Origin of the sequence: Streptomyces sp. PU-14G (genome assembly GCF_041028275.1) — a bacterium.
In the GTDB taxonomy this organism is placed as follows: Bacteria; Actinomycetota; Actinomycetes; order Streptomycetales; family Streptomycetaceae; genus Streptomyces.
In genome coordinates this window covers 1-7,209 of sequence record NZ_JASKYT010000381.1, presented here as the reverse complement: position 1 = coordinate 7,209, position 7,209 = coordinate 1, and the positions used below count along the sequence as shown (strand labels likewise).

Sequence of the window (7,209 nt, the reverse complement as noted above, 5' to 3'; positions counted from 1 at the left end):
CCCCCGGCCCCGGAGGCCGCCCGGACAGGGGCGCCGCCCGCGCGAAGCAGGCCGTCAGGGCCCCGGCGGGGTGCGCCGCCTCAGCAGCCAGGGCTCCACCACGCCCAGCCCCCGCACGGGACGCTGGTAGAGCGGCTGGAGCGCGAAGCGGAACCCCGACAGGTCCTCGCTCTCCTTCTCCGACTCGGGCGCCGCGCCCGAAGCCGTCAGCTCGGCACGGAACGCGCCGTCGACCAGCACGGTGTCCTTGGGCGCTATCGACGTCAGCCGGCTGGCGAGGTTGACCGTGTTGCCGAAGACGTCACCCATCCGGGTCGTCATCGTGCCGAAGGCGATGCCGACGCGCAGCTCCGGCATCGTCTCGTCGTTGGCCATCGTCTCGATCAGCCGCACCCCGATCTCGGCGGCCGTGCCCGCGTCCTCCGCGACATAGAGGATCTCGTCCCCCAGCGCCTTGATGAGCCGCCCGCCGTGCGCGGCCACCAGGTCGGCCGCGGTCGTCTCGAACGCCTCGACCAGCTCGCCCAGTTCCTCGTCCTCCAGGCGCCGGGTCAACCGGGTGAAACCGACCAGGTCGGCGAAGCCGATGGCCTGGCGGCGGTTGACGACCTCGTCGTCGTCCTTGACCTGCACGACCCGCCCGGTCGCGGCGGCCAGCTGGCGGCGCCACACGTAGACCAGGAACTCCTCCAGCTCCGGCAGCAGCAGCTGCACCAGCGGGAAGGTGACCTCGTTGCGCGTCATCCCCGGCTCGGGCGGCTCGGTCAGCCCCATCAGGAACGAGTCGATCTGCCAGTCCGCGAGCCGCGCCGTGGTCTGCCCCGTGGAGCGGGCCACCTGCACCGCCATCGGCTCACTCAGCAGCCCCGCCTCGACCAGTCCGGACAGCCGCCGCAGCGCCAGCACGTCCGCCTCGGTCAGCGCGCGCGCCTGGCCGACGTCGGCGAAGCCCATCGCCCGCCAGAAGCGGGACGCCAACTCCATCGAGACGCCCGCCGCACGGGCCGCCTGGAACGGGGTGTACTGACGTGCGGAGCCCAGGATCAGCTCCTCGATACGCAGCGCGCTGGGGTCGGTGTCGTCCTCGACGACCTCCGCCTCGCCCGGCTCCTCGGCGAACGCGTTGGCCTGGACCGGGTCCTGCGGGGCGGCGCGCTCGGGGTCGGAGTCCTGGCCGCTCGCCGGGGCGTTCTCCCGGGAGCCGACCGCCTCCCCCTGGGGCACACCCGGATCGTCCGCGGTCACCGGGGGCTCTCCGCACCCTCCGCGACGTGGCGTCGCGCCCTCGCGTCGTCCCTGCGCACAGCCCTTCCGTTCCTCTTTCCGCTCCTGCTCACGGCGGCACACGGGCACCGCCCGCGAACCGGACCCCGGCGCCCGATGGCACCCGATGTCACCGCCGATTGCCCACCATACGGCAGTTGTGCGCTACCTCACTCTCCGGCCGCCGGACGCAGATGGACGATGTCACCGGCCGCGACCGGGCGCTGCACGCCCTGTTCCGAGGCGATGACCAGCCGACCGTCCCCGTCCACGGCAACAGCCTCCCCCACCAGCTCCTCCCCTCCCGGCAGCATCGCCCGTACGGATCTGCCCAGCGTCACGCAGCCCGCCGCGTACGCCTCCAGGACGCCGCCTGCCGCCGGGTCGCCGTCCGCCGCGGTCCAGCGGCCGTACCAGTCCTCGAACGCGCGCAGCACGGCGCGCAGGATCGGGTCGCGGTCCGTGCCCTGCGCGCCCGCCAGGGCGAGCGAGCCCGCCGTGGGAACCGGCAGCTCCTCCTCGCGCAGAGTCACGTTCAGCCCCATGCCGAGCACGACGTGCTGGTCATCAACCCGCTCCGCGAGGATGCCGCCGATCTTCCGCTCCTCGTCCGCCCCCGTGGCCAGGACGTCGTTCGGCCACTTCAGGCCCGTGTCGACGCCCGCCGTGCGGGCGAGCGCGCCCGCCGCGGCGACCCCCGCCAGGAGCGGGATCCAGCCCCAGTGCTCGGCTGCCGCGTCCGGACGCAGCAGCACGGAGAAGAACAGACCCGACCTGGCCGGTGCGCTCCACGCGCGGTCCAGGCGGCCTCGGCCCGCGGTCTGCTCCTCCGCGACGAGGACGGTGCCGGGGCGGGCTTCGCCCGCGCGGGTGCGGGAGACCAACTCCGTGTTGGTCGAGTTGACGGACTCGAGCACCTCCAGGTGCGTCCAAAGCGTGTCCTCCTCGTTGAGGAGGGCGCGGCGGAGGGCCGTCTGGTTGAGCGGGGGGCGGGACAGGTCCGACCAGCGGTTGGGCGTCATGCCGCCACACTATGTGCCGCCCTCGGCTGTTCCCCCCGGCCACATCTCCGAGCCATCTCTCACACAAGAGGGAGCTGTTTCCTCCCTACGGGGGCTCCTAGGGGGGCGGAGCCGCCMSYASGGCCGAGGGCACCCTCACGAAAGAAGGGGAAGACCATGGGGACCAAGGGAACAGCCCCCGCAGGGCAAGCGCATCACAAACGGACAAACGACCACGTAGTGGTGAGCTCCAACGGGGGAGGAGCCGCCCCAACGCCTGGCCGGCGAGGCCCGGGGGTATGGGGGCGGAGCCCCCACCACGGCCGAGGGCACCCTCACGAAAGAAGGGGAAGACCATGGGGACCAAGGGAACAGCCCCCGCAGGGCAAGCGCATCACAAACGGACAAACGACCACGTAGTGGTGAGCTCCAACGGATCGATCGGCGTCACCTGCCGAGGGTGAGAGTTCAACCCATTGGGCGGCCCACTCTGCGGCTCCACACACACATAGTCGTCGGGCTCGTCGAAGACGACCACGTACTCGGCGCGGGAAGAAACCCTCAGCTCCAGCTCGCCGGGCCAGGTGAGCCGGACGTCGACCCCGCCGGGCATCCCGAAGCAGTCGTCCCACGGCCCGGGGCGCGGCTCGATGCGCTTGCCGGTGGGGATGTGGTCGTCGCCGCGCTCCTCCTGCCACTCGGGCGAGAAGTCGATCGCCACGTCCTCGCCGCCCTGGCCGAGGTTGCGCAGGAACCAGGGGTGCCATCCGGCCTGGGCGGGGAAGGAGACGTCGAAGGTCTCGACGGCGAGTTTCAGCGTGAGCGCGGCGCCGTCGTCGCTGAGCTCGACGACCTGGGTGGCGCGGCCTTCCCAGGGCCAGGGGTCGGTGAGGTCGTAGGTGAAGGCGGCCTTCGTCCCGGTGGCACCCGGCGCCTGCTGCCACGCGGCGTCCCGCACGGTCCCGTGAATGGCGTGCGGGCCGTTGTTGAGGGGAAGTTGGAACATCTCCCCGCCGTTGCGGAAACGCCCCTGCGCGGTGCGTCCGCACCAGGGCGCCATGACGAAGGAACCGTATTTCGGCCCCTGGCGCAGGAGTTCGGTGCCGCCCACCCGGAGGGAGGCGAGTCGGCACCCGTGCTGGGGTTCGATCGTCACCTCGGTCCCTTGGGCGCTGAGCACGACGGCCGTGGCTTCTGCGGGGGTGGGCAGATCAGTCATAACAGCGACCATAACGGCGCCTTCAACGGCGCCGCCGCAAGACCCGGCCGATGACCACGGCGCCGGCGACCGCGACGGCTGCCGCGGGTGCCGCCCAGCGCAGGGTCGCGGTGGCGGAGTTCTGCTCCGGGGCGGGCACGGGCGCGTACCGGCCGCGCGGTGGGGCGTGGTCGACTTCTTCCGCGCTGCGCCCGATCATCGTGCGCCGGGCGTGCGCTGCTTCGGCGCCGAGCGCGCCCGGGTCGGTGGGCGCGCCGTCCCCCAGGGCTCGCACGGCCTCGTCCTCGTCGTCGCGGCCGAGCGACGAGGGCGGAATCTCGGTCTCGAACAGCGGGGTCGACTCCGGCTCGTCCTCGCGTCCGGACGCGGTGCGACCCGACTCCCCCTCGGACCTGGTGCGGCCCGACTCACCCTCAGACCCGTTGCGACCCGACTCGCGGTCGGGTTCGACCTCCGGTTCCGGGATACCGGGGATGGCACGCTCGTTGTCGTCGGGGGCCCCGATACCGCCGGCGACGGGGCGGACGTCCCCCTCGAAACCCCCGCCCGGCCCACCGTCTCCGGCGGACGCGGCGCCCTCGGCCTCCGGGCTGCCCGGTGGTGGCTCGTCGCGGATGCTCTCGCCGAGCGCCGCGGCGAAACGATCCAGCATCCTGACGCCCGCCGACGAGGCGGTCTTCTCCTCGATCCCGGCCAGCCGCCCGGTGCCCGTGACGGTGCCGGCGCACACCAGCGCCGTGCCCTCGCCGTCGCCGGCCGCGCGGGGCTCGACGCTCAGCGCCAGTTCGACGGCGCCCTCGCCCCGCGCCTCGCTGCCGCTGCCCTCCACCTCCAGCCGCTCCAGCCCGTCGCGCGCCGTGGCGGTGCCGGTGAGGCCGTGCGGGGTGAGCAAGGCAGAGCCGCGGTAGGTGATGGTCGAGCCGCCGATCCGCACCTTCAGCCGGCCCGCCAGCCGGTGTGCGGCGCCGTCGGCCGGGGACGACGCGGCGTCCTCCTCACGTTCCTGCTGCAACCCGGGGACGCAGCGGGCGACGCGCGCGCTGTCGGCGAGTGCGGCCCGTACAGAGCCGACGGAAAACGGAACGTACACCTCGTGCTCCATGGGGCGGAGCTTATTACCCCTCGGTCCGCCGCACATATGACTGCGCCGGATCTTTCCCCGGTTCGCGTCCCCGCCTGGGGACTTCGACCGCGCGGGCGCGCCGCGGGCGCCCCGCGAGCGCGCCCCGGGCCGCCCGGCCACCGGCCGCCCGGCCACCGGCCGCCCGGCCACGGGTCGCCCGGCCACGGGCCGCCCCGCCGCGCGGCTCACCCCGGGTAGCGGGGGTGCATCAGCGTGGAGGGCGGCAGTTCTCCGACATCGGCGCGTTCGGCGAGCCGCGCCCCGGCGGTCAAGCGCCCGCCTGCCGGACCACACCGCCGGGGCGCGGCCCCTGGCACCGTGTCGGGCGCGCCCTCGGGCCGCCGGGCCAGCAGGAAGCCGCGGTCCTCGGCCTCGCGCTCGTACGGGCACGTCGCAAGGCCCGCGGCACGCAGCGTGGCGTCGACGGTCCAGAAGGCGTGCGGCTGCGCGTCGGGCGAGCCGGCCCGGACGGCGAGCCGGCCCTCGGCGGACAGCGCGCGGGCGGCCAGCCCGTAGAACTCCTGCGAGTACAGCTTGCTGGTGGCGGAGTCGGAGGGGGCGGGCAGCGCGGCGACGATCACGTCGTAGCGGTGCCTGTCGGACGCGGCGCGCTCGCGCAGCCAGCCGAAGGCGTCCGCGGTCACCACGCGGACGCGCGGGTCGTCCAGCGCCCCGTCGTTGAGGGCCAGCAGCCCGGGGTCGCGCCGGGCGAGCCGGACGAGCGCGGGGTCCGGCTCGACGACGGTGACCCGCTCGACGCCCGGCCAGTGCAGCACCTCGCGCGCGCTGAGTCCGTCGCCGCCGCCGAGGACCAGCACCCGCCCGTGCGGTCCGCTCTCCATGGCGGGCCCCACGAGCGCCTCGTGGCGCTCGTGGGCGCGCGGCCCGCGGACGGCCAGCCGGCCGTCCCGGAAGAGCCGCAGTTCGCCCGCGTCGGGCCAGGCGGCGCGGGTGGCGCCGCCGGTCAGGACGAGTTCCCGTTCGCCGGTGCGGACGGCGACCCGCACGTCACCGCCGTAGACGGCCTGCCGTGCGGCGCGTTCGAAGGGGGCGACGAACGCCGTTCCGCACAGCAGCAGCACCAGGACGCAGCCGTTGGCGCCCAGCAGCCGCCACCGCACCCGGGAGGGCAGCTCGTGGCGGAAGAGCCACTGGACGACCAGGCCGCCGGCCAGCACGTTGACGACGCCGGTGAGCAGCGCGCCGGTCAACTGGCCGAAGAGCGGCAGCAGCAGGAAGGGGAAGGTGAGCCCGCCGACGAGCGCCCCCACGTAGTCGGCGGCGAACAGGTCGGCGAGCGCGCCGCCCGCGTCCTGCTGGCGGATGCGCTGGATGAGCGTCATCAGCAGCGGCATCTCGGCGCCGATCAGCACTCCGATGGTGAAGGAGATGGCGACGAGCGCGATACGGGCCTCGCCCAGCCAGGAGAAGCAGGCGTACAGCGCCATCGCCGAGCCGCCGCCGACGAGTGCGAGCAGCGCCTCGACGTAGCCGAAGCCGGCGGCTGCGTGGCAGGGCAGCCGCTTGGCGAGCAGCGAGCCGACCCCCATCGCGAAGACCATGACGGACAGCACGACGGAGGCCTGGGTGACCGAGTCCCCGACGAGCGAGGAGGCCACGGCGACCAGTTCGAGCTCGTAGACGAGCCCGCAGGCCGCGCACACGAAGACCGAAGCGAGGACGAACCCGCGCCCGAGCCCGGCGGGGACGGGCAGCCGCGCACTGCTCGCGGTGGTCCGGACGCCGGGCGGGGAACGGTCGATCATGGGGGCACGTTACGTCACACGCCGAACACCATCCGTCACTCACATGGGTGCTTCCACGGCGTTCAACCCCGAACACCCCACCCTTCTCGGAGAGATCTCGCTGGTGGCCACGCGGGTCCGGGTGGCCACCAGGGACCCCTCCTGCGGGTAGGCGTGCCAGGTCCGCCAGCGGATCTGCCCCTCGTGGCGCTGGACGAGCAGCGCGGTGAACGCGCACGGGTCGCCGGGGAAGGTGCCCGCCAGCCCGTGCGGGTGTTCGGCCACCAGCGCGAGCAACTCCTGCGCGCGCCCCGCGAACGATCCCGGCGAGAGCCGTTCGACCCGCGCCGCGAACTCGTACTCCCACGCGCCGAAGCGTTTGGACACGCCCAGCGGCAGGGGAGCGGTGCTGCCGGGCAGGCAGGCGACGGTCTCGGAAAAGCTGCCGTACTCCTCGTCCAGCAGCACCTGGTGCGAGGCCCCGAGCAGCCTCAACTGCACGTGGGCCCCGCTCAGTTCGACATCCATGCGGGCGAGCGCGGGCAGCGGCTCGCGGCCCAGCGCCCAGGCGAGGTCGTGCGCGCGGGTGTCGGTGTAGGCGGTCTTCAGAGTGGTGAGCATGCGTCGGCTCCGCAAACACGCAGGGAGGGTGGGCCGGCCCACCCCTCGAGCACCCGAAACCACCGGGCAGGACAGCCCGGAAGCGTTCGGGGACGACAGTTCACGATTCACCGAATCACGGATTGCGCTGCGTCCTCAGCGGTTTTACCCAGGTTCTCCAGATTTCCATCCCATAGGTATGGAACAGGTCAGGTGTTCCCTTCTTGCCCCGGCCGACGGTCATCCGCCGCCCCCTCC

At 73.6% G+C, this 7,209-nt stretch carries 6 protein-coding genes; all 6 read right to left on the bottom strand.

Translation table 11 applies throughout. The features are described from left to right. Positions 1-54 precede the first annotated feature (54 nt). Positions 55-1,245 (bottom strand): adenylate/guanylate cyclase domain-containing protein, encoded by a 1,191-nt coding sequence (locus AB8Z75_RS29370; protein ID WP_369207254.1) that lies wholly within the window; start codon positions 1,243-1,245, stop codon positions 55-57. Positions 1,246-1,433: 188 nt separating this feature from the next. Continuing rightward, positions 1,434-2,285 carry a biotin--[acetyl-CoA-carboxylase] ligase gene (locus AB8Z75_RS29365; RefSeq protein ID WP_369207252.1) on the bottom strand — a complete coding sequence of 284 codons (852 nt, stop codon included), beginning with the start codon at positions 2,283-2,285 and terminating at the stop codon, positions 1,434-1,436. Between the two features lie 373 nt (positions 2,286-2,658). Beyond that, positions 2,659-3,483 carry an aldose 1-epimerase gene (locus AB8Z75_RS29360; protein WP_369207250.1) on the bottom strand — a complete coding sequence of 275 codons (825 nt, stop codon included), beginning with the start codon at positions 3,481-3,483 and terminating at the stop codon, positions 2,659-2,661. A 22-nt stretch (positions 3,484-3,505) separates the two neighbouring features. Further along, positions 3,506-4,585 carry a hypothetical protein gene (locus AB8Z75_RS29355; protein ID WP_369207248.1) on the bottom strand — a complete coding sequence of 360 codons (1,080 nt, stop codon included), beginning with the start codon at positions 4,583-4,585 and terminating at the stop codon, positions 3,506-3,508. A 206-nt stretch (positions 4,586-4,791) separates the two neighbouring features. After that, entirely contained in the window at positions 4,792-6,372 is a 1,581-nt protein-coding gene (locus AB8Z75_RS29350) for a polyamine aminopropyltransferase (RefSeq protein WP_369207246.1), read from the bottom strand. Between the two features lie 39 nt (positions 6,373-6,411). Then, positions 6,412-6,972 carry a DUF2617 family protein gene (locus tag AB8Z75_RS29345; protein WP_369207244.1) on the bottom strand — a complete coding sequence of 187 codons (561 nt, stop codon included), beginning with the start codon at positions 6,970-6,972 and terminating at the stop codon, positions 6,412-6,414. Positions 6,973-7,209: the final 237 nt, after the last annotated feature.

Coding starts and splice junctions, on each gene's coding strand:
- AB8Z75_RS29355 (WP_369207248.1), bottom strand. CDS start 4,585: ATGGAGCACGAGGTGTACGTTCCGTTTTCCGTCGGCTCTGTACGGGCC.
- AB8Z75_RS29345 (WP_369207244.1), bottom strand. CDS start 6,972: ATGCTCACCACTCTGAAGACCGCCTACACCGACACCCGCGCGCACGAC.
- AB8Z75_RS29365 (WP_369207252.1), bottom strand. CDS start 2,285: ATGACGCCCAACCGCTGGTCGGACCTGTCCCGCCCCCCGCTCAACCAG.
- AB8Z75_RS29350 (WP_369207246.1), bottom strand. CDS start 6,372: ATGATCGACCGTTCCCCGCCCGGCGTCCGGACCACCGCGAGCAGTGCG.
- AB8Z75_RS29360 (WP_369207250.1), bottom strand. CDS start 3,483: ATGACTGATCTGCCCACCCCCGCAGAAGCCACGGCCGTCGTGCTCAGC.